This is a genomic window from Curvibacter sp. PAE-UM, from assembly GCF_001432305.1.
Taxonomy (GTDB): Bacteria; Pseudomonadota; Gammaproteobacteria; order Burkholderiales; family Burkholderiaceae_C; genus Hylemonella.
Genome location: NZ_KQ483358.1, coordinates 496580 through 519948 on the forward strand (window position 1 = coordinate 496580; position 23369 = coordinate 519948).

The following is a 23369-nucleotide window of genomic DNA, read 5'->3' on the forward strand; positions in this document are numbered from 1 at the left end:
CTTTTGTGTAGCGTCGAAGCGACTCAGGCCTTGGCTTGGCCCAGCAGGGTGCCGGCGTCACTCACTTCGAACTTGCCCGGTGCCTCGATGTTCAGGCTCTTGACCTTGCCGTCCTTGACCAGCATGGAATAACGGTTGCTGCGCAGGCCCATGCCGCGAGCCGTCAGATCCAGCGTGAGCCCGGTGGCCTTCGCGAAGTCGGCACTGCCGTCCGCCAGCATGCGCACCTTGTTGCCCGTCTTCTGGTCACGCGCCCAGGCGCCCATGACGAAGGCATCGTTCACGCTCACGCACCAGATCTCGTCGACACCGGCCGCCTTGAGCTCGTTGAACTTCTCGACATAACCCGGCACGTGCTTGGCCGAGCAGGTCGGGGTGTAGGCGCCGGGCAGGCCAAAGATGGCGATCGTCTTGCCCGCCACAGCCTTGCTCACGTCCACCGGGTTGGGGCCGATGCTGCAGCCATTGCCTTCCACTTCGGAATATTCCATCAGCGTGGCGCCAGGCAGGGTATCACCGACTTTGATCATGTTGTGCTCCTCGAATTAGCAGTTGGGGTGGGCCAAAAAAAACGGCTCACGCATTGTGAGCCGTTTTTGTCTGTCCTGCAGCGTGTGCTGCAATGAACTTAGACTGCAGCAGCCTTTTCGACCAGACGGGTGGCAACCCAGTTCTTGGTCTTGGAAATCGGCTTGCTCTCGGTGATTTCGATTACGTCGCCCAGCTTGTACTCGCCCTTTTCGTCATGGGCGTGGTACTTGCTCGACTTGGCCACGATCTTGCCGTAGAGCTCGTGCATCACACGACGCTCGACCAGCACGGTCACCGTCTTGGTTCGCTTGTCGCTGACGACCTTGCCAACCAAGGTGCGCTTGAGGGATTTTTTAGCTTCCGTCATTTAGTGCTCCTTATTTGGCGGCTTGCTTTTGAGCAAGGATGGTCTTGGCACGGGCGATGTCACGACGGGTATTGCCCAGCGTGGCCGTGTTGTTCAGCTGTTGCGTGGCTTTTTGCATGCGCAGACCAAAGTGGGCTTTTTGCAGCTCTTTGACCTCGGCTTGCAGGCCGGCAACGTCTTTTTGGCGCAGTTCAGCAGCTTTCATTTCTTCATTCTCCTGATTACTGGCCGATCATGCGGCTGACGAAGGTGGTGCGCAGCGGCAGCTTGGCGGCCGCCAGCTTGAACGCTTCACGGGCCAGCTCTTCGGGCACACCGACGATCTCGAACACGATCTTGCCGGGCTGGATTTCAGCCACGTAGTACTCGGGGTTGCCCTTGCCGTTACCCATACGCACTTCAGCAGGCTTCTGGGAAATAGGCTTGTCGGGGAACACGCGGATCCAGATGCGGCCGCCACGCTTGACGTGACGGGAGATGGCACGACGTGCCGCCTCGATCTGGCGAGCCGTCAGACGGCCGCGGTCGGTACATTTCAGGCCGAAGTCGCCAAAGGCCACGGAACTGCCACGGGTGGCAATACCGGTGTTACGGCCTTTTTGCTCCTTGCGGTATTTTCTACGTGCAGGTTGCAGCATGTTTATTCTCCTTTGGCACCGTCAGCTGCTGCAGCTGGCGCGGCGACTTTGCGTACGCGCTTAACGGCGGTTTTCGGGGCATCGGCACCAGGGGTGGCCTCTGCGGGTTTGTCGCTGCCATCGGCAGGCGCGGCGGCAGAGCCGACCGGGCGGCGGGCACCGCGGGGAGCCGCGGGACGATCACCGGCAGGACGGCCATCACGACGCGGGCCACGCGGGCGACGCTCTTCTTCGCTACGCGGCTCAACGGCTGCGGGCAGATCGTTGCGACCCAGGGTATCACCCTTGTAGACCCAGACCTTGACGCCGATGACGCCGTAGGTGGTCTTGGCTTCCGAGGTGCCGTAGTCGATGTCGGCGCGCAGGGTGTGCAGCGGCACACGGCCTTCGCGGTACCACTCGGTACGGGCGATTTCGATACCGTTCAGGCGGCCAGCCGACATGATCTTGATGCCCAGGGCACCCAGACGCATGGCGTTTTGCATAGCGCGCTTCATGGCGCGGCGGAACATGATCCGCTTTTCGAGCTGCTGGGTGATGCTGTCGGCGATCAGCTTGGCATCGATTTCGGGCTTGCGCACTTCTTCGATGTTGACGGCCACCGGCACGCCCAGCTGTTTGCCGAGGTCGCGCTTGAGGTTTTCGATGTCCTCGCCCTTCTTGCCGATCACGACGCCCGGACGAGCCGAGAAAATCGTGATGCGGGCGTTCTTGGCGGGGCGCTCGATCAGCACGCGCGAAACGGAGGCGTTCTTCAGCTTGGCCTTCAGGTACTCGCGCACCTTGATGTCTTCGGCCAGCATGCCGGCGAAGTCACGGTTGCTCGCGTACCAGCGCGAAGCCCAGTTACGGCTGATGGCGAGGCGGAAGCCGGTCGGGTTGATTTTTTGTCCCATATCCTTCTGACCTCTTTAGTTGCCGACCGTCACGTACACATGGCACGTGGGCTTGCTGATACGGTTGCCACGGCCCTTGGCACGGGCAGTAAAACGCTTGAGCGTGGTGCCTTGTTCGACGTAGATGGTCTTGACCTTCAGTTCGTCGATATCGGCGCCGTCGTTGTGCTCGGCGTTGGCAATGGCGGACTCCAGAACCTTCTTGATGATCACAGCAGCTTTTTTCTGCGTGAACTGCAGGATGTTCAGGGCTTGGTCGACCTTCTTGCCACGGATCAGATCCGCGACCAGACGGCCCTTGTCCACCGACAGGCGGACACCACGAAGGGTTGCACGTGTTTCCATGTTCAATTCCCTTATTTCTTCTGGACTTTTTTGTCCGCAGGGTGGCCCTTGAAGGTGCGGGTCAGTGCGAACTCACCCAGCTTGTGGCCCACCATTTGGTCAGTGATGTAGACAGGTACGTGCTGCTTGCCGTTGTGCACGGCGATCGTCAGACCGATGAACTCGGGCAGGATCATGGAGCGACGCGACCAGGTCTTGATCGGCTTCTTGTCCTTGGTGGCAACGGCCTTGTCGACCTTGGCCACCAGGTGATGATCCACGAAGGGACCTTTTTTCAGAGAGCGTGTCATTGTGCGTTCCCCTTACTTCTTGCGACGCGACACGATCATGACCTGCGTGCGCTTGTTGTTACGGGTACGGTAACCCTTGGTCAGATTGCCCCACGGATCGACCGGATGACGGCCTTCGCCAGTCTTGCCTTCACCACCACCATGCGGGTGGTCGACCGGATTCATGACCACACCTCGAACGGTCGGGCGAATACCCATCCAGCGCTTCACACCGGCCTTGCCGAGCTGGCGCAGGCTGTGTTCTTCGTTGGCGACCTGGCCAATGGTGGCGCGGCACTCGATGTGAATCTTGCGCACTTCGCCCGAACGCATACGGACCTGGGCGTAGGTGCCTTCACGGGCCAACAGCGTGGCGGAAGCACCAGCGGAACGCACCACCTGGGCACCCTTGCCGACTTGCAACTCGATGCAGTGGATGATGGAACCCACCGGGATGTTGCGGATCGGCAGGGTGTTGCCCACACGGATCGGCGCTTCAGAGCCGTTCAGGATGGTGGCGCCCACTTCCAGGCCGCGCGGCGCGATGATGTAGCGACGCTCACCGTCGGCATAGCACACCAGAGCGATGTGAGCCGAGCGGTTCGGATCGTACTCAATGCGCTCGACCTTGGCGGGGATGCCGTCCTTGTTGCGCTTGAAGTCGACCACACGGTAGTGGTGCTTGTGACCGCCGCCCTTGTGACGGGTGGTGATGTGGCCGTTATTGTTGCGGCCGGCCTGCTGGAACTGGGGTTCGAGCAGGGGCGCGTAGGCCTCACCCTTGTACAGGTGGTCACGCGAGATCTTCACCACGCCACGACGGCCCGGCGAAGTCGGTTTCATTTTGATGACAGCCATGATTACGCAGCCTCCCCGGACAGGTTCAGCTCTTGACCCGGCTGCAGCGTCACGTAAGCCTTGCGAACGTTGTCGCGACGACCGACGGACTTGCCATAGCGCTTGGTCTTGCCTTTGGTATTCACCACAGACACGCCCTTGACCTCAACCTTGAACATCAGTTCAACGGCGGCCTTGATTTCAGGCTTGGTCGCGTCCTGCAGCACCTTGAACGTCACTGCATTGCTCTTCTCGGCAACCATGGTGGCCTTTTCGGACACGATGGGAGCGACGAGCACCTGCATCAGACGACCTTCTTCAAACTTGGCGGTGCTCATGCGAACATCTCCTTGAGTTGGTCCATGGCCGCCTTGGTCACCAGCACCTTGCGGTAGTGCACCAGCGACAGCGGATCGGCGTAACGCGGCTCGACCACCAGCACGTTGGTCAGGTTGCGCGAGGCCAGGTACAGGTTTTCGTCGACCTGGTCGGCGATCACCAGCACGGAGTCCAGCTTCATGGCCTTGAACTTGTCAGCCAGCTGCTTGGTCTTGGGCGAATCCACCTTGAGGGACTCGACCACGGCCAGGCGGCCTTCGCGGGCCAGCTGCGAGAAGATCGAAGCCATACCGGCGCGGTACATCTTCTTGTTGATCTTCTGGGTGAAGTTCTCGTCCGGCATATTCGGGAAGATGCGACCGCCGCCGCGCCACAGCGGGGAGGAGGTCATACCAGCACGAGCGCGGCCGGTACCCTTCTGCTTGAACGGCTTCTTGGTCGAGTGCTTGACCTGTTCGCGGTCCTTCTGGGCGCGGGTGCCCTGGCGAGCGTTGGCCTGGAAGGCCACCACGATCTGGTGCACCAGCGCTTCGTTGTATTCACGACCGAAAACGGTGTCCGGGGCTTCCATCTTGGAAGCAGCCTGGCCCTGGTCGTTCAGGAGTTCGATCTGCATCAGTTCGCCCCTTTCGCGTTCTTGGCCTTGGCCTTCACGGCGTGGCGCACAGTCACGAAACCACCGGCGGAACCAGGGATCGCGCCCTTGATCAGCAGCAGTTGACGTGCTTCATCGATACGGATGACGTCCAGGTTCTGGATCGTCTTGGTCTGGTCGCCCATGTGGCCCGTCATGCGCTTGCCCGGGAACACGCGGCCCGGATCCTGCGCCATGGAGATGGAGCCCGGAACGTTGTGCGAACGGCTGTTACCGTGCGACGCGCGCTGCGACTTGAAGTTGTGGCGCTTGATCGTGCCGGCAAAGCCCTTGCCGATCGAGGTGCCCTGCACGTCGACCTTCTGGCCCACGGCAAACACATCGGTCACAGCCACAGCAGCACCCGCCTGGTACTTGGCGGCAGCATCGGCCTCAACACGGAATTCCTGGATGATTTCACCGGCCTCAACCCCTGCCTTGGCAAGGTGGCCAGCTTCCGGCTTGGTCACGCGCGAAGCTTTGCGCGAGCCAAAGGTCACCTGGAGGGCGACATAGCCGTCGTTGTCCTGGGTTTTGATCTGGGTCACTCGGTTGTTGGACACATCCACCACCGTGACGGGCACTGCATCGCCGTCATCAGTGAACAGACGCATCATGCCCACCTTGCGCCCCAGCAACCCCAATCGATTGCTCAGACTCATTTTTTCTCCTTTGCTTTCACCGCCACGACTTCAATTGGTCATGGACGTTGGAATGTGAAAGAGGGTTAATAAAACTCGGTCGAAATTCGACAGAGCCTGACAGTATAGCCTGATCTGCCACTTCTGGCAAATCAGGCCATTTCCGTCGGTTTTGGGGCTCCCGCCTTTCGGCCTGGAACTCCGAACTTGCCTTACTGCAGCTTGATCTCGACGTCCACACCAGCCGGCAGGTCGAGCTTCATCAGGGCGTCGACCGTCTTGTCGGTCGGGTCCACGATGTCCATCAGGCGCTGGTGGGTGCGGATTTCGAACTGGTCACGGCTGGTCTTGTTGACGTGCGGCGAACGCAGGATGTCGAAACGCTTCATGCGCGTCGGCAGGGGCACAGGGCCCTTGACGATGGCGCCGGTGCGCTTGGCAGTGTCCACGATCTCGGCAGCCGACTGGTCGATCAGCTTGTAGTCGAACGCCTTGAGGCGGATGCGGATTTTCTGTTTGGTAGCCATGGTAATTCCTTGTTGCTAGCGAATTACGCCAGGATCTTGGCCACCACACCGGCGCCCACCGTCTTGCCACCTTCGCGGATGGCGAAGCGCAGGCCTTCTTCCATGGCGATGGGGGCGATCAGCTTGACGGTGATCGACACGTTGTCGCCCGGCATCACCATTTCCTTGCCTTCGGGCAGCTCGATGGCGCCGGTCACGTCCGTCGTACGGAAGTAGAACTGCGGACGGTAGTTGTTGAAGAAGGGGGTGTGGCGGCCGCCTTCGTCCTTGCTCAGCACGTACACCTCACCCGTGAAGTGGGTGTGGGGCTTGATGGAGCCGGGCTTGCACAGCACTTGGCCGCGCTCGACTTCTTCACGCTTGGTGCCGCGCAGCAGGATACCGACGTTGTCGCCAGCCTGGCCCTGGTCCAGCAGCTTGCGGAACATTTCCACGCCGGTGCAGGTGGTCTTCTGGGTGACCTTGATGCCGACGATTTCGATTTCTTCGCCGACCTTGACGATGCCGCGCTCGATACGGCCGGTCACGACGGTGCCGCGGCCAGAGATGGAGAACACGTCTTCCACGGGCATCAGGAAGGCACCGTCCACGGCACGCTCAGGGGTGGGGATGTAGGTGTCCAGGGCGTCGGCCAGCTTCATGATGGCACCTTCGCCCAGCTCGCCCTTGTCGCCTTCCAGGGCCAGCTTGGCCGAGCCCTTGACGATGGGGGTGTCGTCGCCGGGGAAGTCGTACTTGGAGAGGAGTTCGCGCACTTCCATCTCGACGAGCTCGAGCAGCTCGGCGTCGTCGACCATGTCGCACTTGTTCAGGAAGACGATGATGTAGGGAACACCCACCTGACGGGCCAGCAGGATGTGCTCGCGGGTCTGGGGCATGGGGCCGTCAGCGGCGGACACGACCAGAATGGCGCCGTCCATCTGGGCGGCACCGGTGATCATGTTCTTGACGTAGTCGGCGTGGCCGGGGCAGTCCACGTGGGCGTAGTGACGGTTCTTGGTCTCGTACTCGACGTGGGCGGTGTTGATGGTGATGCCGCGGGCCTTCTCTTCAGGAGCCGCATCGATCTGGTCGTAGGCCTTGGCCTGGCCGCCAAACTTGGCCGCCAGCACAGTGGTGATGGCCGCCGTCAGGGTGGTCTTGCCGTGGTCCACGTGACCGATCGTGCCCACGTTGACGTGCGGCTTGGTCCGCTCAAATTTCTCTTTTGCCATTTTTCAAATCTCCAAAGAGCATTCCCGTGTATTGGTTTTACGTCTGCATCCGATTGCTGGTTCGCCCCGCACGGGAACAGGGCGGCACCGGATCGCAGACAACAAAAAAACAGCCCCGTCAGCACGGGGATGCGAACTTCTTACTTGGCGCGAGCAGCCACGATGGCTTCGGACACGTTGCGCGGAGCTTCAGAGTAGTGCTTGAACTCCATGGTGTACGTGGCACGACCCTGAGTGGCGGAACGCAGCGAGGTCGAGTAACCGAACATTTCGGACAGCGGCACCTCGGCCTTGATGGCCTTGCCACCACCGACCATGTCTTCCATGCCCTGCACCATGCCGCGACGCGACGACAGATCGCCCATCACGGTACCGGCGTAGTCTTCGGGCGTCTCGACTTCCACGGCCATCATGGGCTCGAGGATGACGGGGTTGGCCTTGCGGCAGCCTTCCTTGAAGCCGAAGATGGCCGCCATCTTGAAGGCGTTTTCGTTCGAGTCCACATCATGGTAGGAGCCGAAGGTCAACGTCACTTTCACGTCCACCACCTGGAAGCCAGCCAGCACGCCGGAGGTGATCGCCTCGATCACGCCCTTCTCGACCGCCGGGATGAATTCGCGCGGCACGACACCACCCTTGATGGCGTCAACGAACTCGAAGCCCTTGCCGGCCTCGTTCGGCTCGACCGTGAACACCACGTGGCCGTACTGGCCCTTGCCGCCGGACTGGCGCACGAACTTGCCTTCGACTTCGGTGACCTTCTTGCGGATGGTTTCGCGGTAGGCCACTTGCGGCTTGCCCACGTTGGCTTCCACGCCGAACTCGCGCTTCATGCGGTCCACGATGATTTCGAGGTGCAGTTCGCCCATGCCGGCAATGATGGTCTGACCGGACTCTTCGTCGGTCTTAACACGGAAGGACGGGTCTTCGGCAGCCAGGCGCTGCAGGGCGATACCCATTTTTTCCTGGTCAGCCTTGGTCTTGGGTTCCACGGCCTGTGCAATCACGGGCTCAGGGAATACCATGCGCTCCAGCGTCAGGATGGCATCCGGATCGCACAGGGTTTCACCCGTGGTCACATCCTTCAAGCCCACACATGCAGCGATGTCGCCGGCGCGGATTTCGTCCACTTCCAAGCGGTTGTTGGCGTGCATCTGCACGATACGGCCGATACGTTCTTTCTTGCCCTTGATCGGGTTGTAGACCGTGTCGCCCTTGGTCAGCACGCCGGAATAGACGCGCACGAAGGTCAACTGGCCGACGAAGGGGTCGGTCATCAGCTTGAAGGCCAGAGCGGAGAATTTCTCGCTGTCGTCGGCCTTGCGGGAAGTTTCCTTCTCGTCTTCGTCGAGGCCACCCACCGGGGGGATGTCCACCGGCGAGGGCAGGAAGTCGATCACGGCGTCCAGCATGCGCTGCACACCCTTGTTCTTGAAGGCGGTACCACACAGCATGGGCTGAATCTCGGCGCCGATCGTGCGGGTGCGGATGCCCAGCTTGATTTCGGCTTCGCTCAGGTCGCCTTCCTCAAGGTACTTGTTCATCAGCTCTTCGCTGGCTTCGGCGGCCGCCTCAACCATACCCTCGCGCCATTTCTTGGCGGACTCGAGCAGTTCAGCGGGAATCTCTTTGTATTCAAACTTCATGCCCTGGGAAGCCTCGTCCCAGATGATGGCCTTCATCTTGATGAGGTCGACCACGCCGGTGAAGTTTTCCTCGGCACCAATCGGGATCACGATCGGCACGGGGTTGGCCTTCAGGCGCAGCTTCATCTGGTCATAGACCTTGAAGAAGTTGGCACCGGTACGGTCCATCTTGTTCACGAACGCCAGACGCGGCACCTTGTACTTGTTGGCCTGGCGCCAGACAGTTTCAGACTGCGGCTGCACGCCGCCCACGGCGCAATAGACCATGCAGGCACCGTCCAGCACGCGCATGGAACGCTCCACCTCGATGGTGAAGTCCACGTGGCCGGGGGTGTCGATGATGTTGAAGCGGTGCTCGGGATAGGACAGTTCCATGCCCTTCCAGAAACAGGTGGTCGCAGCAGAGGTGATCGTGATACCACGCTCCTGCTCCTGCTCCATCCAGTCCATGGTGGCCGCACCGTCGTGCACTTCACCGATCTTGTGGTTCACGCCGGTGTAGAAAAGAATACGCTCGGTAGTCGTCGTCTTGCCGGCGTCAATGTGAGCGGAAATACCGATATTGCGGTAGCGCTCAATGGGCGTTTTGCGTGCCATGATGGTCTTTCGTTAAAACAGGTCAGGCCCGCTCGTGGCGGGCCTGCGCACCTGTGGGGCAGTTGTGGCTTAGAAACGGAAGTGGCTGAAGGCCTTGTTGGCTTCGGCCATGCGGTGCACTTCATCACGACGCTTCATGGCGCCACCACGGCCTTCGGTGGCCTCGATGATTTCGTTGGCCAGGCGCAGGGCCATGGACTTCTCGCCACGCTTGCGGGCGGCTTCCTTGATCCAGCGCATGGACAGGGCCAGACGGCGCACCGGGCGCACTTCAACCGGCACCTGGTAGTTGGCGCCGCCGACACGGCGGGACTTCACTTCGACCATCGGCTTGACATTGTTGATGGCGATCGTGAACAGCTCCAGCGCATCCTTGCCGGTTTTCTGTCCAATGGTTTCGAGGGCACCGTAAATGATGCGCTCGGCAACCGCCTTCTTGCCGCCTTCCATGATCACGTTCATGAACTTGGAGAGGTCGACATTGCCGAACTTCGGATCCGGCAGGATTTCACGTTTAGGGACTTCGCGACGACGTGGCATGTTTCACCTCATACTGCTTCAGTTGGCATCTTTTCAGACACCGCGAGAGCCATACAGAACTCTCACTTACTCGACCCACCCGGACGATTCCGAGCTTCGGGTCACTACGCTCAAACCGTCTGCCAGACGACTTGAACACCGAAAAATCAGGGCTTGAGAATCAAGCCTTCTTGGGGCGCTTGGCGCCGTACTTGGAACGCGACTGCTTGCGGTCTTTCACGCCTTGCAGGTCAAGCGAGCCACGCACGATGTGGTAACGCACACCCGGCAGATCCTTGACACGACCGCCACGAACCAGCACCACGCTGTGTTCCTGCAGGTTGTGGCCTTCACCGCCGATGTAGGAAATGACTTCGAAACCGTTGGTCAGGCGCACCTTGGCGACCTTACGCAGAGCGGAATTCGGCTTCTTGGGCGTCGTGGTGTACACACGGGTGCACACGCCACGGCGCTGCGGAGAGTTCTGCATGGCAGGACTCTTCGACTTGATGGTCTCGACCTCGCGGCCTTGACGCACTAGCTGGTTAATGGTTGGCATTTAAAAACGTCCCTCAACGTTTGATAAAAACGAAAACGTGAAACCCTTCGGAATTTCCGAAAAGCCTTCAAGTGTATCAGGTCAACCATGGACCCGCAATGCTTCCCTCGCCAATCCGCCTGTGCCGAGACCCGGAGAGGGGGCCGACGGGCTTATTGGATCCAGAGCCTGAAGGCATCCCAGGCGCGGCCGATCAGGCCCGCCTCTTCCACCGATTCAAGAGCAAGCAATGGAATTGTTGAGAGTGTGTGCTCGCCTATATTTATCTTCAAGGTACCGCTGGCCTGGCCCTTTTTAAGCGGGGCAATCAGGGGGTCAGGGCGCACGGCCTCGGTCCGCAGGCGACCGGCATATCCCGCCGGCACCGTCACCACCACAGCCAGTGGACGTCCCAACCGGACCTGGGCCGACCGGCCCTTCCAGACCGCCGGGGTGAGTACCGGCTGGTTGGCATCGAACAATTTGACCGCCTCGAAGGCGGTGTAGCCCCAGTTCAGCAGTTTCTGCGTCTCGGTGGCCCGGGCATTCTCGCTGTCGGTCCCGAGCACCACGGCCAACAGGCGCCGGACACCGGGCGCGCCGGCCGGCCCCAGATGGGGAAACTCGCGCTGGGCCGTCGCAATCAGGCAGTAACCGGCCGCTTCGGTGTGGCCAGTCTTGAGGCCATCCACTGACGGATCGCGAAACAGCAACAGGTTGCGATTGCTGTCATTGGCCGGCGGGGTGCCCTCGTAGCGGTATTTTCGGATGGCATGGAAGCGGGCCTGGTCCGGGAAGTCACGCAACAACCGTGTGGCCAGGATAGCCAGGTCGCGCGCCGTGCTCAGCTGGCCGGGCTGGGACAGGCCGGTCGGATTGACGAAGCGGGTCGCCTTCATCCCCAAGGCCTGGGCCTGCTCGTTCATGAGCTGGACAAAACGCTCCTCGCTGCCCGCTACGCCTTCGGCCAACGCCATGGCAGCATCGTTGCCGGACTGCACCAGCAAGCCCTTGAGCAGATCCTCCACCGGCACCTTCATCCGGGTGTCGATGAACATGCGCGAGCCGGGCTGGCGCCAGGCACGCTCGCTGACGGGCAAGGCCTGCTTCAACTCCAGCAGCCCCAGGCGCAGTGCATCAAAGACCAGATAGGCCGTCATGAGCTTGGTCAGGGAGGCCGGCTGAACCGGGCTGTCCGCCTCGCGGGCGGCCAGCGTCTGGTCGCTGGTCAGGTCCAGCAGCAGATAAGCCCGGGCCGCGACCTCGGGCGGCTGGGGCATGGCCTGGGCCCAAGCGTTGCCCCACAACAGGCCGCACGCAGCAGCCAGCAGGGCTAGGACGTTTTTCATCATGGCGCGGAAGAGAGGTGGCGCACCACCAGACTCTTGAGCAGGGGCAGTTGCCCATGGAAGAAGTGGCTGCCGCCGGGCACCACCGTCACCGGCAGCACCTGGGGACGGGCCCAGTCCATCACGGCCGCCAGCGGCACCGTGTCGTCGTGTTCACCGTGGATCACCAGGGTGCGTTCGTGCAGATCCTGGGGCACCTGGGCTACCTGGAAACGGCTGGCCGCCGCCCCGACGAACACCAGCTTGTCGATCTGGCGCGCCGGCCACAGGGAGGTCAGGGCCTGGCTCATCACGAAAGAGCCAAAGGAAAAGCCGGCCAGTGCCAGCGGGCCTTCGGGCGCGTACTGCTGCACCACGGCCAGAAAATCCTCGGCTTCGCCCCGACCTTCGTCATGCACACCCTCGGTAGCACCAACGCCGCGAAAGTTGAAACGCAAGGCCGACCAACCGCATTGCACGAAGGCGCGCGCCAGCGTCTGCACCACCTTGTTGTCCATGGTGCCGCCGAAGAGCGGATGCGGGTGGGCGATGACGGCCGCGCCACGCGGACTGACACCTTCAGCGGGTGCGTCACGCAGCACTTCAATGCGGCCCGCCGGGCCCGCCAGCAGCAGGCGCTCCGTCTGCGAGTTCATGTCAACGCCCCAGGTGCGGCGGCGTCAGCAGGCGCTCGACCACCTTGCCATGCTTGAGGTGCGACTCGACGATCTCGTCGATGTCACTCACATCGACATAGGAATACCAGACCGCATCCGGGTAGACCACGGCCACCGGGCCGCCAGCGCAACGATCCAGGCAGCCCGCGCGGTTCACGCGCACTTTCCCCGGCCCGGCCAGGCCGGCCGCCTTGACCAGGGATTTGCAACGCTCGAACGCCGCTTCGGCCTGATGGTTGGCGCAGCAAGACTCACCTGCGGGGCGTTGATTCAGGCAGAAAAAGACATGCCGCTCGTAATAAGAAGCAGAAGCGGCCTGCGGGACAGTATTGGTACTCATGCCTGAATTCTAGGTGCAGCCCCGTCCAGGCTGCGCAGAGCCCAGACGCGCGTCAGCACATACAACAGCACGGCATAGGGCCACAGCCAGCCCAGCCACTGGGCCACACCGTGGAACCGGATGAAACGCCCCTGCTCCCAGACCTGCAGGTTGTGGGCAAAGTAGGGGCTGGCCGGGGCCTGGTTGATCAGGCTCAGGTACAGGCCCAGACCCAGCAGCAGCAAAGCCGCACAGACGCGGGCCGGGACGCGCAGCAGCAGCAGGGCAACGACAGCGGCCAGCACCAGACCGGCCTTGACTGGCAAGCTGAACCAGGCCCAGGCATGCACCGGCCCGTAGCTCAGGGCCGCCGACAGCAGCGTGCCCCCCACGGCCGCGGCCAGGACGGCCAGCACGAAAGCGGCGCGGCGGACGGTTGAAGGAATGATGCTGAAACCAAGCAGACAGGGAATCAGGGCACCCAGCAAAACACAGGTCATTTCTGTGCCGGGCACCAGCGGCTGCAACTCCACGGTCCGCAGCGGCAGCCACTCCAGGAAGGGGGTGTCCATCAGCAGTTCGGCCAAGCCGGCTTCCACCCGCTCGAAGACCTGGCCCAGCCCTAGCGGCACCGCCGCCGGAAACAGCAGGGCACAGGGCCAGAGCGCCAGCAGCACCAGGGCCCCGCGCGCTTCGGGCACGAACCAGCGGGCGCGAAAACGGATCCAGCGGTCGATGGCGCCCAGCTTCTCCAGCAGGGTGGACGTCACGGCCCCAAGCCACGCCCCGGCCACGTTGAGCAGGAAATCGATGTTGGAAGGAACCCGCGACGACAGATAACCCTGCAGGGTTTCCATCAGCAGGGACAGGAAGCCCGCCGCCAACGTAGCCAGCAGCACGGCACGGGCGCCCTGGCCGATGCGCAACGCACCCAGGGCCAGCAAAAACCCGAGTGGCGCATACCCCAACACATTGGAGAAGAGATCGAAGGCCGTCCAGTAGTGCGGCCACGGCGCCACGAGAAAGCCCCAGGGCAGCGGCCCCTGGTCGCGCCAATCGGTAAAGGGATAAAGACTGGCATAAACCACCAGCCCCACATAAACCAGACTCAGGGGCCAGGCGGAAGTCTTGTGCGGCATGGCACCTGCCGGGTCAGAAGGGCTTGACCACCACCAGCACGACGGCCGCCAGCAACAGCAACACCGGCGCCTCGTTGAACCAGCGGAACCAGACATGGCCGCGCCGGTTCTCGCCGCGCCGGAACTTCTTCAGCAGAACGCCGCAGGCATGGTGGTAACCCAGAGCCAGCGCCACGACCACCAGTTTGGCATGCAGCCAGCCATTGCCCGGGCCTCGCCCCATGCCATAACCCAGCCAGAGCCAGAAGCCGAAGATCAGAGCCGGTACGGCCAGCACCGTGGTGAAGCGCATCAGCTTGCCGGCCATCAACAGCAGACGCTCACGCTCGGCCACCGAGTCGGCCGGCACCATGGCCAGGTTCACGAAGATGCGCGGCAGGTAGAACAGACCGGCAAACCAGCTGGCGACGAAGACGATGTGAAGTGATTTGACCCAGAGCATGCGCCGAGTTTAGTCGCGTGTGCCGGGTGAAGCCACAACCAGCTCAGCTGGTTGCGTCGTAGGCTAACTTTGGCCAAAGGACAAAGTTAAGCGCAGCGGCCGAAGACAAAAAAAACCCCGGCCATAAGCCGGGGTTGCAAGCCTTTTTTGCTGTCACACATCAAGGCCCCGCTCAGGGAGGAAAAGCGGGGGGTGGCGAACCACCCAAGCCCTAATCTAACAAAAACGTTCGCCAAATGCAAGCCAGCGCCAGCAAAGCACTGAAACCGGACATTTTTGGCATTTTTGAACGTCTGTCCTGACCGCAGTGGAATCGGGCACAATTTTCCCCATGACACCCTATGCCCCCTTCCCCATGGGCCGGCCGCGCCGGCTGCGCCGCGACGAGTTCACCCGCAACCTGGTACGCGAGCACGCACTCAGCGTGAATGACCTGATTTATCCGGTTTTCGTGCTCGATGGCCAGCAGCGTCGTGAGGCCGTGGCCTCCATGCCCGGCGTGGAACGCCTGAGCCTGGACCTGCTGCTACCGGTGGCCGAGGAGTGCGTGAAGCTGGGCATCCCGGCCATGGCCCTGTTCCCGGTGATCGACCCTTCGCTCAAGAGCCTGGACGGCAAGGAGGCCTACAACCCCGAGGGCCTGGTGCCACGTGTGGTGCGCGAGCTGAAGGCGCGCTTTCCCGAGCTGGGCATCATGACCGACGTGGCGCTCGATCCCTACACCAGCCACGGCCAGGACGGCGTGCTCGACCCGACGGGCTACATCCTGAACGACGAGACGGTAGAGATCCTGGAGCGCCAGGCGCTGACCCAGGCGCAAGCCGGTGTGGACATCGTGGCGCCCAGCGACATGATGGACGGGCGCATCGGCGCCATCCGCAGCGTGCTGGAAGCCAATCGCCTGGTGCACACGCGCATCATGGCCTACAGCGCCAAGTACGCCAGTGCCTTCTACGGCCCCTTCCGCGATGCCGTGGGCTCGTCGGCCAACCTGGGCAAGAGCAACAAGAAGGTCTACCAGATGGACCCGGGCAACACCGACGAGGCCCTGCGCGAAGTGGCGCTGGACATCGCCGAGGGCGCCGACATGGTGATGGTCAAGCCCGGCATGCCCTACCTGGACGTGGTGCGCCGCGTGAAGGACGAGTTCCGCGTACCCACCTTTGCCTACCAGGTCAGCGGCGAATACGCCATGCTGAAAGCCGCCGCGCAGAACGGCTGGCTGGACCACGACGCCGTCATGATGGAAAGCCTGCTGGGCTTCAAGCGCGCCGGTGCCGATGGCGTGCTGACCTACTTCGCCATCTCGGCAGCGCGCCTGCTGCACACATAAGACGACCCCAGGCCAGCATGCGCGTCTTCAGCATCAGCCCCGGCGGCGTCAGCGAAAGCGAAGCGCCGCCGACCCAACTGCCATCGCTCGGCCATGTCTGGATCGCTTGCACCCGCCAGGAGTTCGAGACCGGCTGGCCGCAGCTCCAGGCCACGCTGCAGAGCCTGTGCGGCATGCAACTGGTCGACCTGCACGTCTCGGACCTGCTCAACGCGCAGCTGCCCTCGCACTTCGACTACACCTCGCAATACGACCTGTTGGTGTTTCGCCGGCTGGCGACTGGCGCTGGCAGCGCCCCGGGTGCGGAACGAGGTTCGTCGCGCCGCGGCGGCCCGCCCATCCTGCGGCACGTCGACACCAGCCCGGTGGGCTTCGCGGTCTTCGAGCGCGTGCTGCTCACGGTCCACCCGGCTGATTGCGCGGCGCGCGATGCCTATGCGTCGCGGCTGCTGCAGGCCCACAGCAACGACGTGCGTAGCGCCAACAGCCGCCTGCCCACCTCCCCCGCCGACCTGATGCTGCGCATCGTCAACCAGATGGTCGACGGTTTTCTGGAGCTGCGCCGCGAACTCACGCGCCAGCTCGACCACTGGCAGACCGAGCTGCTCAACCCGCGCACGCGCTTCAACAACTGGTCCGCGCTGCTGGATACGCGGCTGGCGCTGCACCAGCTCGACGAGATCTGTGAAGACCAGCGTTCGTCCGTGCAGGACTGGATCGAAGCCGTCAAGACCTGGCCGGAAGCAGACACACCAGCGGCCCAGCGCGATCGTGACCTGCTCCTGGTGCGCAGCCGCGATCTGCTGGAGCACATCGAACGCGTGGTGCACCATGTGCGCCGGCTGGAGCAGAGTGTGGAGACCGCCGTGCAGATCCACTTCAACGCCCAGAGCAACCGCACCAATGACATCATGCGCACGCTCACGGTGCTCACTGCCATCTTCCTGCCGCTGAACCTGATCGCTGGCATCTTCGGCATGAACTTCGAGTTCATACCGTTGATCCACAACGACGAAGGTTTCTGGTGGGCCATGGGGTCGATGGGGTTGACCGCCGTGGCCCTGGTCCTGCTGTTCTGGCGCAAGCGCTACCTCGAGCGCAGCGGGCGTTAAGTCAGGACGGCCCGGGACTGGCCCCGGCCTCGGGCCCGGTGCCGATCTTCAGGTGCACCAGCAAGTCGGCCACCAGCTCCAGCCGCACCAGGGGACTGTCCACCGCCAGGAACTGCTGCTTGAGCTGCGGGCTCACCGGCAGGATGTCGCACCAGCGGTTGGCCAGCCAGCCGCAATCGTCCCACTGCAGCGGCGGCTGGATGGGCAACTCGTCACCGGGTTTGGCTTGCGCCTGCATGTGCTGCAGCAGGCGCTGCAGGCCCACCCGGACATGGACGAGATCCGCCGGCACCGGCAGGGGCGTGTCCTCCTCCAGGTATTCGGCCTCGCCGGTCCACAAACCGTGCTTGAGTTGCTCGCTGCGCAGCAGGCGAAAGCGTCGGCCGCCACGGCAGCGCACCAGCATCAGCCCCGGCTGCGGTCGCTCGAAGGAGGTGATGTGGGCCATCGTGCCCACGAGGTGAAACACCTCGGGCCCGAAGGCCGGCTCACCCGCCTCGCCGGGACGCGGCGGCTGCCGCACCTCGCTGCCCTGGCTCAGGCAGACCACGCCGAAAGGGGCGCCTTCCTTCTGGCAGCGCTGGATCAGGTCCAGATAACGCACCTCGAAGATGCGCAGCGGCAGCACGCTGCCGGGAAACAGCACGGTCTGCAGGGGAAACAGGGGCAGTTGGAAAGTCGAACTCATCTCAAGGTCTGCTCAGCTGGAACAGGTTCGCTCCGTTGTCCCAGGCGATACGGCGCGCCACCTCGGGCGGCAGATCGCCCAGCCAGCGACGGTAGCCGCGCATCAAGTCGTCGTAATACATCCAGCGCTGGTTGACCCAGGTGTCGGAGCCGATCAGGAAACGATCAGGGTATTTCAGCAGCAGCGCGCGCCATTCCGGGCACAAACTGCCCTCACCACAGGTCAGTCCGGGACGGTAGGACAGCTCACCCATGAGCCTGGGGTACTTGTCCAGCAAGGCCTGCACGCGCGCCGCCGGGGCGCCGCCTATACCGGTATGCGCCCAGATCAGGCGAGTTCCGGGCGCATGCGCCATCAGCAGGTCGATGGCCACGTCGTCCACATGCGCCAGCACGGCCAGCTGCTTCTCTGCAGCGAACTGCATCAGCTTCTTCGCCACCGGGCCGTTGGCATTGGCGCTGTCGTAGAGATGGAACTCGCCGATACCGCGGTAGGACCCTGCCGCCGTGCCGCGCGCGAACTCGGTCTGCACCATGGTGTAGATGCTCTCGTCACGGAACCAGTTGTCGTAGTCGGCCCGGTTGCGGTAGAGGCGGATGAAGGGCACCACCGTCACGCCGGCCGCGCGCGTCTGCGCCTGGGCGCCGGCCAGGGTCTTGGTGCCGTCGTTGGGCCGGCTGTTGGCAATGATGGCGCGCACACCGTTGCGCTGCATGCGGGCCAGCACATCGTCCAGCGGGTGCGGGCCCTGGTAGGCCTCTTCGTTGTAGTGCAGGTGGGCGTCGAACAGCGGGCCGCTGTAGTCAGCCGCCTGGGCCTGGCCGGCGAAGGCCAGCCAACACAACCATACCAGCGGGCGCCACATGATGTCAGCCCAGGTGTTTGGCAAAGAAGGCCAGGGTGCGCTCACGCGCCAACGCGGCGGCGGTGGCGTCCCAGGCGCCGCGATGGTCGCAGTTGAAGCCGTGGTTGGCCGCATAGACGTGCACCTCGACTTCCGGGTGGGCCTTCTGCAAGGCCGCCACACCATCGAGCGGAATCCAGTGGTCCTTCTCGCCGAAATGCGCCAACACCGGGCACTTTGGCGTGCGCGCGATCTCGGCCTCGGTGGTGACGCCGCCACCGTAATAGGGCACGGCCGCACTCACCCCCTTCAGCAGGCAGGCCGTGCGCCAGGTCAGCAGGCCGCCCCAGCAGTAGCCGACCACGCCCACCTTGCCGGCACCGGCCGCATGATGGATGGCGGCCTGGATGTCCTGCAGCACGCCCGGCGCAGGCAGCGCTTCCACCGTGGCCTTGAGCGCCATGCCCGCGCTCATGTCATCCGGCTGGTAACCGAGCTCGACGCCGGGCTTGACGCGATGGAAGGTGGCCGGCGCCACCGCCAGGTAACCCGCGGCCGCATAACCGTCGGCCACGGCGCGGATATGCGCGTTGACGCCGAAGATCTCCTGCAACACCACCACACCGCCACGCGGCTTGGTCGCCGGTTGCGCCACGTAAGCCGGGAACGTGAAACCGTCGGCGGCCTTGAGGTCGATGAACTGTCCCATGCGCTGTTCTCCAGGTTTGTTTGTCAGACGGATACGCCCAGCTTGCGGGCCACGAAATCGAGCCGGTCCTGGCCCCAGAAAATCTCGCCGTCGATGACGTAACTGGGGGCGCCGAAGACACCGGCAGCGATGGCCTGCTGCGTGTAGGCCTCGTAGCGTTCACGCACCTCCTGGCTATCGGACTGGGCCAGGCGTTTGGCGTCCAGGCCGTTTTCGGCCAGCAATTCGGCCAGCACCTGGTCGTCGCCGATATTGCGCTCCTGCGTCCAGACGGCGGACAGCACGGCGCCGGTGATCTTCATCGCAGCGTCCGGGCCGTCGTGCAGATCCACGGCAATGATCAGGCAGGCTGCGTGGTCGCCGCCGACGGGAAAGAACTTGGGTTGCGGGTGCAGGGGTATCTTCAGGTGTTCGCTGAATCGCTTGAGCTCCAAGAGGCGGTAGGCCTGGCGCTGCGGCGCGCGCTTCGGTAGCGGCAGCCCGCCGGAAATGGGAAACACCTTGCCGCCCAGGTCCACCGGCAGCACGCGGATGGTGACGCCGGCGGCCTTGGCCATGGCCGCAAAACGCGCATGGCCCAGATAGGTCCAGGGGCTTTGCGGCGCGAAATAGTAGTCCACCGTACGATTCATTGCGTCTCCTGGTTTGCGCGATCTCGCTGTTTCTGCGGCAATGGTATCTTGTCGTCATCACACCTGCAGGAGCTGGGATTTGGACAAGGTTCTACTGGTCACCGGAGGCGGCCGCGGCATCGGCGCGGCCACGGCGCTGCTGGCCGCACAGCGGGGTTACGCGGTCGCCGTCAACTACACGAGCAACTCGCTGGCCGCCGACGAAGTGGTGCGACAGATCCGCGCCGGCGGCGGCACGGCCATGGCGGTGCGTGCCGATGTGGCCCATGAAGATCAGGTGCTGACCATGTTCGAGCAGGTCGACGCCAAGCTCGGCCGCCTCACGGCCCTGGCCAACAACGCCGGTGTGGTGGACACGACCCAGCGCGTGGACGAGCAGAGCCTGGCACGCTGGCGCCGCATGTTCGAGATCAACGTCTTCGGCACCATGCTTTGCGCGCGCGAGGCCGTGCGCCGCATGAGTACGCGCCATGGCGGCACGGGTGGCGCCATCGTCAACGTCGGCAGCGTGGCCTCGGTGCACGGCGCGGCCGGGCAGTACGTGGACTACGCCGCCGCCAAGGGCGCGGTGGATGTCTTCACGCTGGGCCTGGCGCGCGAGGTGGCCGCCGAGGGCATCCGCGTCAATGCGGTACGGCCTGGCATCGTCGACACCGAAATCCACGCCAGCGGCGGCCAGCCCGGGCGCGCGCAGCGCCTGGCGCCGCAGATCCCGCTGCAGCGCCCCGGCACGGCGCAGGAAATCGCCCATGCCATCGTCTGGCTGCTGTCGGACGATGCCAGTTATGCGACCGGCTCCATACTGGACGTCACCGGAGGACGCTGATGAGTACGAAACCCCTGAAGTACTACTGGGAAGACCTGGCCGTGGGCAGCACCCGCGAGCTCGGCAGTGTCAGCCCCACGCGCGAACAGATCCTGGACTTCGCGCGCCAGTTCGACCCGCAGCCCTTCCATCTGGACGAGGCTGCCGCCCAGGCCTCGGTCTTCGGCAGCCTGTGCGCCAGCGGCTGGCACACCTGCGCCATGGCCATGCGCCTGATGGTCGACAACTTCCTGTCCGAAGCGGCCGGCCTGGGCTCGCCCGGGCTGGAAAGCCTGAAGTGGACCAAACCGGTGTTTCCGGGTGACGTGCTGACACTGCGCCACACCATCCTGGACAGCCGCCCCATGGGCAGCCGGCCCGACGTGGGCCTGGTGCGCACGCTGTGGGAGATGCACAACCAGCACGGCGACACGGTGCTGCACATGGAAGGCTGGGGCATGTTCCGCCGGCGCACACCGGCCTCAGCGCAAGACACCCACAAGGACTGAACATGGACTTCAAACCCCTCGTTACCCTGCTGGCCATCGTCAACCCGCTGGCCATCGTGCCCTTTTTCATCCACTACACCCAGGGTTTCACGCGCGAGCAGCGCCTGCGCACGATCTGGATCTCCTCGCTCAGCGCCTTTGCGGTGATCGCCATCAGCGCCCTGCTGGGCCTGCAGATCCTGGCTTTCTTCGGCATCTCCCTCGCAAGCTTCCAGGTCGGCGGCGGCATGCTGCTGTTGACCTCGGCCCTGGCCATGCTCAATGCGCAGCCGGCCGAAGCCAAGTCGAATGCCGAGGAAATGCAGAGCGCAGCCGAACGTTCAGCCGCACGCGCCAGCATTGCCGTGGTACCGCTGACCATCCCGCTGCTCACGGGGCCGGCCACCATGTCCACCGTGGTGATCTACGCCGACAAGGCCAAGGACTTCCTCCAGCTGGGCACGCTGGTGGGCTACGGCGTGGTGGTGGCGCTGGCCACGGCCTTGTGTTTTGCCCTGGCCGAGCCGATCGCACGCGTGCTGGGCAAGACCGGCATCAACGTGATGACCCGGCTCATGGGCCTGATCCTCGCGGCCCTGGCCGTGGAGGTGATGTCCGATGGGCTCGTGAAACTGTTCCCGGCCCTCGGCCGTTGAGCCAGCGCTAGAAGGACGCCACCGCGCCGTTGGAGCGCGGATCGAAACCGCCTTCCAGCACACCATTGGGGTGGCGCACCAGCATGCCGGCATGGCCCACGCCCTCGTCCCAGGCGCCGATAGTTTCCACCTCGTGGCCCAGCGCGCGCAACTGCGTCACCACGGCCGGGTCGAAGCGGCTCTCCAGCTTGAGCGAGTCGCTGCTCTGGCCCCAGGTGCGGCCCAGCAACCAGCGCGGCCGCTCGATGGCCTGTTGCGGGTGGTCGCCAAAACGCATCACGCGGTTGAAGATGGTGGCCTGGGTCTGCGGCTGGCCGTCGCCACCCATGGTGCCGTAGACCATGCTGCCGCCATCGGCCAGCTGGGCCATGGCCGGGTTCAGCGTATGGAAGGGCTTCTTGCGCGGCTCCAGCGTGTTCACGTGCGCCGGGTCCAGCGAGAAGCTGCAACCGCGGTTCTGCCAGTTCACGCCACTGCTGGGCAGCACCACGCCCGAGCCGAACTCGTGGTAGATGCTCTGGATGAAGGAGACGGCAATGCCGTTGCCGTCGATCACGCCCATCCAGATGGTGTCGCCCGGATCGGTCTTTTTGCCCCAGGGCAGGGCCACGTCGGACTTGAACTCACGTGCGAGCTCGTTGATGCGCGCCGGCGCCAGCAGCTCGGCCGGCGGCAGCGCCATGAAATCCGGGTCGGTGAGGTAACGATCGCGCACACGGAAGGCCAGCTTGGTCGCCTCCACCTGCGCATGCACGAAGGCCGCGCTCTCGGGGCCGGCCTGCTTCCAGCCCGGGAAACGCTCCATCAGCGCCAGGATCAGCAGCGAGACCAGGCCTTGTGACGGCGGCACCATGTTGTGCAGCTGCGCGCCACCGACCGGCACGGTCAGCGGGTCGATCAGTTTGGCCTGGTGCGCCTGCAGGTCGGCCAGCGTGAGGGGGCTGCCCACGGCGGCCAGCTCGGCCGCCATCTGCTTCGCCAGTGCGCCGCGGTAATACTCGTCCGTGCCCTTGCGTGCGATCAGCGCCAGCGTGTCAGCCAGGCGCGACTGCTTGAACAGCGCGCCCACCTGCGGCACCTGGCCCTGGGTCAGGAAGGTCTCGGCAAAACCCGGGCGGTCTTTCAGTTCGGCCAGCTTGGCCTGCGTGGTGCTGGCCTGGCTGCGCGTGACCGGGATGCCTTCACGCGCGAGGAAGATCGCATCTTCCAGCAGGCGGGACAGCGGCAGGCGACCTCCGAGCGATTGCGCCGAAAGTTTGTGCGCTGCCCCCCAGCCGGAGATCGTGCCGGCCACGGTGAGCGCCGCCGTGCCGCCGCGAAAGGGAATGCTGCCGCTGATGCCGCGCTGGGCGTACCAGTCGCGGCTGGCCGCCAGCGCGCTGCGGCCGCTGGCGTCGATGCCGCCGGGGCGGTTGCCCGGGCCGTTGATGACCCAGAAGCTGTCGCCGCCGATGGAATTCATGTGCGGGTAGACCACGGCAATGGTGGCCGCGGCGGCGACCATCGCCTCCAGCGCGTTGCCGCCTTCGCGCAGCACGGCCACGGCCGACTCGGCGGCCAGGGAATGGGGTGCCACCGCGATGCCGCGGCGGCCGTAGACGGATTGGGCCATGTGAAATTCCTCAGGAAAGGGAAAGGCGCCGACCGGCGCCTTTCCAC

31 protein-coding genes are annotated in these 23369 nt (G+C 63.8%); 5 read left to right on the forward strand and 26 right to left on the reverse strand.

The annotated features are described in order from the left end of the window. Positions 1-23: 23 nt before the first annotated feature. The 21 genes from AO057_RS02455 to AO057_RS02555 all read right to left on the reverse strand — a co-directional run bounded on the left by AO057_RS02455 (position 24) and on the right by AO057_RS02555 (position 14443). On the reverse strand, positions 24-530 hold the full coding sequence (locus AO057_RS02455) for a peroxiredoxin (protein WP_057674134.1): 507 nt from the start codon (positions 528-530) through the stop codon (positions 24-26). 98 nt (positions 531-628) lie between these two features. Further along, a complete protein-coding gene (gene rpsQ / locus AO057_RS02460; RefSeq protein WP_057674135.1) occupies positions 629-898 on the reverse strand; it encodes a 30S ribosomal protein S17 in 270 nt (89 codons plus the stop codon). A 10-nt stretch (positions 899-908) separates the two neighbouring features. Next, positions 909-1103, reverse strand: a complete 195-nt coding sequence (rpmC, locus tag AO057_RS02465; protein WP_057674136.1) for a 50S ribosomal protein L29 — start codon at positions 1101-1103, stop codon at positions 909-911. Between the two features lie 16 nt (positions 1104-1119). Further along, a complete protein-coding gene (gene rplP / locus AO057_RS02470) occupies positions 1120-1536 on the reverse strand; it encodes a 50S ribosomal protein L16 (RefSeq protein ID WP_057674137.1) in 417 nt (138 codons plus the stop codon). 2 nt (positions 1537-1538) lie between these two features. Then, on the reverse strand, positions 1539-2432 hold the full coding sequence (gene rpsC / locus AO057_RS02475) for a 30S ribosomal protein S3 (protein WP_057674138.1): 894 nt from the start codon (positions 2430-2432) through the stop codon (positions 1539-1541). A 15-nt stretch (positions 2433-2447) separates the two neighbouring features. Further along, a complete protein-coding gene (gene rplV / locus AO057_RS02480) occupies positions 2448-2777 on the reverse strand; it encodes a 50S ribosomal protein L22 (protein ID WP_057674139.1) in 330 nt (109 codons plus the stop codon). An 11-nt stretch (positions 2778-2788) separates the two neighbouring features. Continuing rightward, entirely contained in the window at positions 2789-3067 is a 279-nt protein-coding gene (gene rpsS / locus AO057_RS02485; RefSeq protein ID WP_057674140.1) for a 30S ribosomal protein S19, read from the reverse strand. A 12-nt stretch (positions 3068-3079) separates the two neighbouring features. Then, positions 3080-3904, reverse strand: a complete 825-nt coding sequence (gene rplB, locus AO057_RS02490; RefSeq protein WP_057674141.1) for a 50S ribosomal protein L2 — start codon at positions 3902-3904, stop codon at positions 3080-3082. Positions 3905-3906: 2 nt separating this feature from the next. Beyond that, entirely contained in the window at positions 3907-4221 is a 315-nt protein-coding gene (gene rplW / locus AO057_RS02495; RefSeq protein WP_057674142.1) for a 50S ribosomal protein L23, read from the reverse strand. Beyond that, positions 4218-4838, reverse strand: coding sequence for a 50S ribosomal protein L4 (rplD, locus tag AO057_RS02500; RefSeq protein ID WP_057674143.1), 621 nt, complete (start codon positions 4836-4838; stop codon positions 4218-4220). Before rplD ends, rplW begins: the two co-directional genes overlap by 4 nt. Continuing rightward, complete coding sequence (gene rplC, locus AO057_RS02505) at positions 4838-5518, reverse strand: 50S ribosomal protein L3 (protein ID WP_057674144.1); 681 nt, start codon at positions 5516-5518, stop codon at positions 4838-4840. Before rplC ends, rplD begins: the two co-directional genes overlap by 1 nt. A 191-nt stretch (positions 5519-5709) precedes the next feature. Beyond that, a complete protein-coding gene (gene rpsJ, locus AO057_RS02510) occupies positions 5710-6024 on the reverse strand; it encodes a 30S ribosomal protein S10 (protein ID WP_028250951.1) in 315 nt (104 codons plus the stop codon). 23 nt (positions 6025-6047) lie between these two features. Further along, the gene (gene tuf / locus AO057_RS02515) at positions 6048-7238 is read right to left on the reverse strand and encodes an elongation factor Tu (protein ID WP_057674145.1); all 1191 of its coding nucleotides are present in this window, start codon (positions 7236-7238) and stop codon (positions 6048-6050) included. A 140-nt stretch (positions 7239-7378) separates the two neighbouring features. Further along, positions 7379-9481 (reverse strand): elongation factor G, encoded by a 2103-nt coding sequence (gene fusA, locus AO057_RS02520; protein ID WP_057674146.1) that lies wholly within the window; start codon positions 9479-9481, stop codon positions 7379-7381. A 69-nt stretch (positions 9482-9550) separates the two neighbouring features. After that, positions 9551-10021: a 30S ribosomal protein S7 gene (gene rpsG, locus AO057_RS02525; RefSeq protein WP_057674147.1), complete on the reverse strand. Its 471-nt coding sequence runs from the start codon at positions 10019-10021 to the stop codon at positions 9551-9553. 160 nt (positions 10022-10181) lie between these two features. Then, positions 10182-10559, reverse strand: a complete 378-nt coding sequence (gene rpsL, locus AO057_RS02530) for a 30S ribosomal protein S12 (RefSeq protein WP_057674148.1) — start codon at positions 10557-10559, stop codon at positions 10182-10184. A gap of 152 nt (positions 10560-10711) precedes the next feature. Then, entirely contained in the window at positions 10712-11890 is a 1179-nt protein-coding gene (locus AO057_RS02535) for a D-alanyl-D-alanine carboxypeptidase family protein (protein WP_057674149.1), read from the reverse strand. After that, positions 11887-12522, reverse strand: coding sequence for an alpha/beta hydrolase (locus tag AO057_RS02540; RefSeq protein WP_057674150.1), 636 nt, complete (start codon positions 12520-12522; stop codon positions 11887-11889). Before AO057_RS02540 ends, AO057_RS02535 begins: the two co-directional genes overlap by 4 nt. 1 nt (position 12523) lies before the next feature. After that, entirely contained in the window at positions 12524-12883 is a 360-nt protein-coding gene (locus AO057_RS02545; RefSeq protein WP_057674151.1) for a (2Fe-2S) ferredoxin domain-containing protein, read from the reverse strand. Continuing rightward, positions 12880-14001 carry a VanZ family protein gene (locus AO057_RS02550; protein ID WP_057674152.1) on the reverse strand — a complete coding sequence of 374 codons (1122 nt, stop codon included), beginning with the start codon at positions 13999-14001 and terminating at the stop codon, positions 12880-12882. The genes AO057_RS02545 and AO057_RS02550 overlap by 4 nt, the downstream gene beginning before the upstream one ends. Positions 14002-14014: 13 nt before the next feature. Beyond that, the gene (locus AO057_RS02555; RefSeq protein WP_057674153.1) at positions 14015-14443 is read right to left on the reverse strand and encodes a CopD family protein; all 429 of its coding nucleotides are present in this window, start codon (positions 14441-14443) and stop codon (positions 14015-14017) included. A gap of 331 nt (positions 14444-14774) precedes the next feature. Between AO057_RS02555 and hemB the strand changes: the two genes are divergently transcribed. Both hemB and AO057_RS02565 read left to right on the forward strand, forming a co-directional pair. Then, complete coding sequence (hemB, locus tag AO057_RS02560; protein ID WP_057674154.1) at positions 14775-15776, forward strand: porphobilinogen synthase; 1002 nt, start codon at positions 14775-14777, stop codon at positions 15774-15776. 17 nt (positions 15777-15793) lie between these two features. Beyond that, entirely contained in the window at positions 15794-16888 is a 1095-nt protein-coding gene (locus AO057_RS02565; RefSeq protein WP_057674155.1) for a magnesium transporter CorA family protein, read from the forward strand. Position 16889: 1 nt separating this feature from the next. Here the strand turns inward: AO057_RS02565 and AO057_RS02570 are convergent, their stop codons facing one another. Genes AO057_RS02570 through AO057_RS02585 form a run of 4 tightly spaced genes read right to left on the reverse strand, consistent with a single transcriptional unit; the run spans position 16890 to position 19761 of the window. Beyond that, entirely contained in the window at positions 16890-17576 is a 687-nt protein-coding gene (locus AO057_RS02570) for an LON peptidase substrate-binding domain-containing protein (RefSeq protein ID WP_057674156.1), read from the reverse strand. 1 nt (position 17577) lies between these two features. After that, positions 17578-18441: an amidohydrolase family protein gene (locus AO057_RS02575; RefSeq protein ID WP_156404455.1), complete on the reverse strand. Its 864-nt coding sequence runs from the start codon at positions 18439-18441 to the stop codon at positions 17578-17580. A 4-nt stretch (positions 18442-18445) separates the two neighbouring features. Next, the gene (locus AO057_RS02580) at positions 18446-19129 is read right to left on the reverse strand and encodes a dienelactone hydrolase family protein (RefSeq protein WP_057674158.1); all 684 of its coding nucleotides are present in this window, start codon (positions 19127-19129) and stop codon (positions 18446-18448) included. Between the two features lie 23 nt (positions 19130-19152). Next, the gene (locus tag AO057_RS02585) at positions 19153-19761 is read right to left on the reverse strand and encodes a 2-hydroxychromene-2-carboxylate isomerase (protein WP_057674159.1); all 609 of its coding nucleotides are present in this window, start codon (positions 19759-19761) and stop codon (positions 19153-19155) included. Positions 19762-19840: 79 nt separating this feature from the next. Between AO057_RS02585 and AO057_RS02590 the strand changes: the two genes are divergently transcribed. The 3 genes from AO057_RS02590 to AO057_RS02600 are packed head-to-tail and all read left to right on the forward strand — an operon-like array spanning position 19841 to position 21710. After that, complete coding sequence (locus AO057_RS02590) at positions 19841-20587, forward strand: SDR family oxidoreductase (RefSeq protein WP_057674160.1); 747 nt, start codon at positions 19841-19843, stop codon at positions 20585-20587. After that, positions 20587-21075, forward strand: coding sequence for a MaoC family dehydratase (locus AO057_RS02595; protein WP_057674161.1), 489 nt, complete (start codon positions 20587-20589; stop codon positions 21073-21075). The genes AO057_RS02590 and AO057_RS02595 overlap by 1 nt, the downstream gene beginning before the upstream one ends. A gap of 2 nt (positions 21076-21077) precedes the next feature. Further along, positions 21078-21710 carry a MarC family protein gene (locus AO057_RS02600; RefSeq protein ID WP_057674162.1) on the forward strand — a complete coding sequence of 211 codons (633 nt, stop codon included), beginning with the start codon at positions 21078-21080 and terminating at the stop codon, positions 21708-21710. 7 nt (positions 21711-21717) lie between these two features. Here AO057_RS02600 and AO057_RS02605 read toward each other — a convergent pair whose 3' ends face one another. Continuing rightward, the gene (locus AO057_RS02605) at positions 21718-23322 is read right to left on the reverse strand and encodes a gamma-glutamyltransferase family protein (protein ID WP_057674163.1); all 1605 of its coding nucleotides are present in this window, start codon (positions 23320-23322) and stop codon (positions 21718-21720) included. Between the last annotated feature and the right edge of the window lie 47 nt (positions 23323-23369).

Excerpts from the sequence above, each read along its gene's own strand:
- AO057_RS02455 (WP_057674134.1), bottom strand. The coding sequence starts at position 530 with ATGATCAAAGTCGGTGATACCCTGCCTGGCGCCACGCTGATGGAATAT.
- rpsQ (WP_057674135.1), bottom strand. The coding sequence starts at position 898 with ATGACGGAAGCTAAAAAATCCCTCAAGCGCACCTTGGTTGGCAAGGTC.
- rpmC (WP_057674136.1), bottom strand. The coding sequence starts at position 1,103 with ATGAAAGCTGCTGAACTGCGCCAAAAAGACGTTGCCGGCCTGCAAGCC.
- rplP (WP_057674137.1), bottom strand. The coding sequence starts at position 1,536 with ATGCTGCAACCTGCACGTAGAAAATACCGCAAGGAGCAAAAAGGCCGT.
- rpsC (WP_057674138.1), bottom strand. The coding sequence starts at position 2,432 with ATGGGACAAAAAATCAACCCGACCGGCTTCCGCCTCGCCATCAGCCGT.
- rplV (WP_057674139.1), bottom strand. The coding sequence starts at position 2,777 with ATGGAAACACGTGCAACCCTTCGTGGTGTCCGCCTGTCGGTGGACAAG.
- rpsS (WP_057674140.1), bottom strand. The coding sequence starts at position 3,067 with ATGACACGCTCTCTGAAAAAAGGTCCCTTCGTGGATCATCACCTGGTG.
- rplB (WP_057674141.1), bottom strand. The coding sequence starts at position 3,904 with ATGGCTGTCATCAAAATGAAACCGACTTCGCCGGGCCGTCGTGGCGTG.
- rplW (WP_057674142.1), bottom strand. The coding sequence starts at position 4,221 with ATGAGCACCGCCAAGTTTGAAGAAGGTCGTCTGATGCAGGTGCTCGTC.
- rplD (WP_057674143.1), bottom strand. The coding sequence starts at position 4,838 with ATGCAGATCGAACTCCTGAACGACCAGGGCCAGGCTGCTTCCAAGATG.
- rplC (WP_057674144.1), bottom strand. The coding sequence starts at position 5,518 with ATGAGTCTGAGCAATCGATTGGGGTTGCTGGGGCGCAAGGTGGGCATG.
- rpsJ (WP_028250951.1), bottom strand. The coding sequence starts at position 6,024 with ATGGCTACCAAACAGAAAATCCGCATCCGCCTCAAGGCGTTCGACTAC.
- tuf (WP_057674145.1), bottom strand. The coding sequence starts at position 7,238 with ATGGCAAAAGAGAAATTTGAGCGGACCAAGCCGCACGTCAACGTGGGC.
- fusA (WP_057674146.1), bottom strand. The coding sequence starts at position 9,481 with ATGGCACGCAAAACGCCCATTGAGCGCTACCGCAATATCGGTATTTCC.
- rpsG (WP_057674147.1), bottom strand. The coding sequence starts at position 10,021 with ATGCCACGTCGTCGCGAAGTCCCTAAACGTGAAATCCTGCCGGATCCG.
- rpsL (WP_057674148.1), bottom strand. The coding sequence starts at position 10,559 with ATGCCAACCATTAACCAGCTAGTGCGTCAAGGCCGCGAGGTCGAGACC.
- AO057_RS02535 (WP_057674149.1), bottom strand. The coding sequence starts at position 11,890 with ATGATGAAAAACGTCCTAGCCCTGCTGGCTGCTGCGTGCGGCCTGTTG.
- AO057_RS02540 (WP_057674150.1), bottom strand. The coding sequence starts at position 12,522 with ATGAACTCGCAGACGGAGCGCCTGCTGCTGGCGGGCCCGGCGGGCCGC.
- AO057_RS02545 (WP_057674151.1), bottom strand. The coding sequence starts at position 12,883 with ATGAGTACCAATACTGTCCCGCAGGCCGCTTCTGCTTCTTATTACGAG.
- AO057_RS02550 (WP_057674152.1), bottom strand. The coding sequence starts at position 14,001 with ATGCCGCACAAGACTTCCGCCTGGCCCCTGAGTCTGGTTTATGTGGGG.
- AO057_RS02555 (WP_057674153.1), bottom strand. The coding sequence starts at position 14,443 with ATGCTCTGGGTCAAATCACTTCACATCGTCTTCGTCGCCAGCTGGTTT.
- hemB (WP_057674154.1), top strand. The coding sequence starts at position 14,775 with ATGACACCCTATGCCCCCTTCCCCATGGGCCGGCCGCGCCGGCTGCGC.
- AO057_RS02565 (WP_057674155.1), top strand. The coding sequence starts at position 15,794 with ATGCGCGTCTTCAGCATCAGCCCCGGCGGCGTCAGCGAAAGCGAAGCG.
- AO057_RS02570 (WP_057674156.1), bottom strand. The coding sequence starts at position 17,576 with ATGAGTTCGACTTTCCAACTGCCCCTGTTTCCCCTGCAGACCGTGCTG.
- AO057_RS02575 (WP_156404455.1), bottom strand. The coding sequence starts at position 18,441 with ATGTGGCGCCCGCTGGTATGGTTGTGTTGGCTGGCCTTCGCCGGCCAG.
- AO057_RS02580 (WP_057674158.1), bottom strand. The coding sequence starts at position 19,129 with ATGGGACAGTTCATCGACCTCAAGGCCGCCGACGGTTTCACGTTCCCG.
- AO057_RS02585 (WP_057674159.1), bottom strand. The coding sequence starts at position 19,761 with ATGAATCGTACGGTGGACTACTATTTCGCGCCGCAAAGCCCCTGGACC.
- AO057_RS02595 (WP_057674161.1), top strand. The coding sequence starts at position 20,587 with ATGAGTACGAAACCCCTGAAGTACTACTGGGAAGACCTGGCCGTGGGC.
- AO057_RS02600 (WP_057674162.1), top strand. The coding sequence starts at position 21,078 with ATGGACTTCAAACCCCTCGTTACCCTGCTGGCCATCGTCAACCCGCTG.
- AO057_RS02605 (WP_057674163.1), bottom strand. The coding sequence starts at position 23,322 with ATGGCCCAATCCGTCTACGGCCGCCGCGGCATCGCGGTGGCACCCCAT.